At 64.3% G+C, this 314-nt stretch carries 1 protein-coding gene; it reads right to left on the reverse strand.

The window, feature by feature from the left end:
* The coding region (locus XcyCFBP4188_RS22395; RefSeq protein ID WP_248283124.1) for an EF-Tu/IF-2/RF-3 family GTPase at positions 1–314 on the reverse strand (314 nt) is incomplete at both ends.

The raw sequence follows: 314 nt of genomic DNA on the forward strand, positions 1-314 counted from the left end.
GCTTCGAACTCGGTGTGCGGCTTGATCGAACCCGGCTTGCACAGCACCTGGCCGCGCTCCACGTCGTCACGCTTGGTGCCGCGCAGCAGCAGACCGGCGTTGTCGCCTGCCTGACCCTGGTCCAGCAACTTGCGGAACATTTCCACGCCGGTGACCGTGGTCTTCTGCGTGTCGCGGATACCGACGATTTCGATTTCGTCGCCGACCTTGATGATGCCGCGCTCGATACGACCGGTCACCACGGTGCCACGACCCGAGATCGAGAACACGTCTTCGACCGGCATCAGGAACGGACGGTCGACGTCGCGGGTCGG

It is taken from the genome of Xanthomonas hortorum pv. cynarae (assembly GCF_002939985.1).
In the GTDB taxonomy this organism is placed as follows: domain Bacteria; phylum Pseudomonadota; class Gammaproteobacteria; order Xanthomonadales; family Xanthomonadaceae; genus Xanthomonas; species Xanthomonas hortorum_D.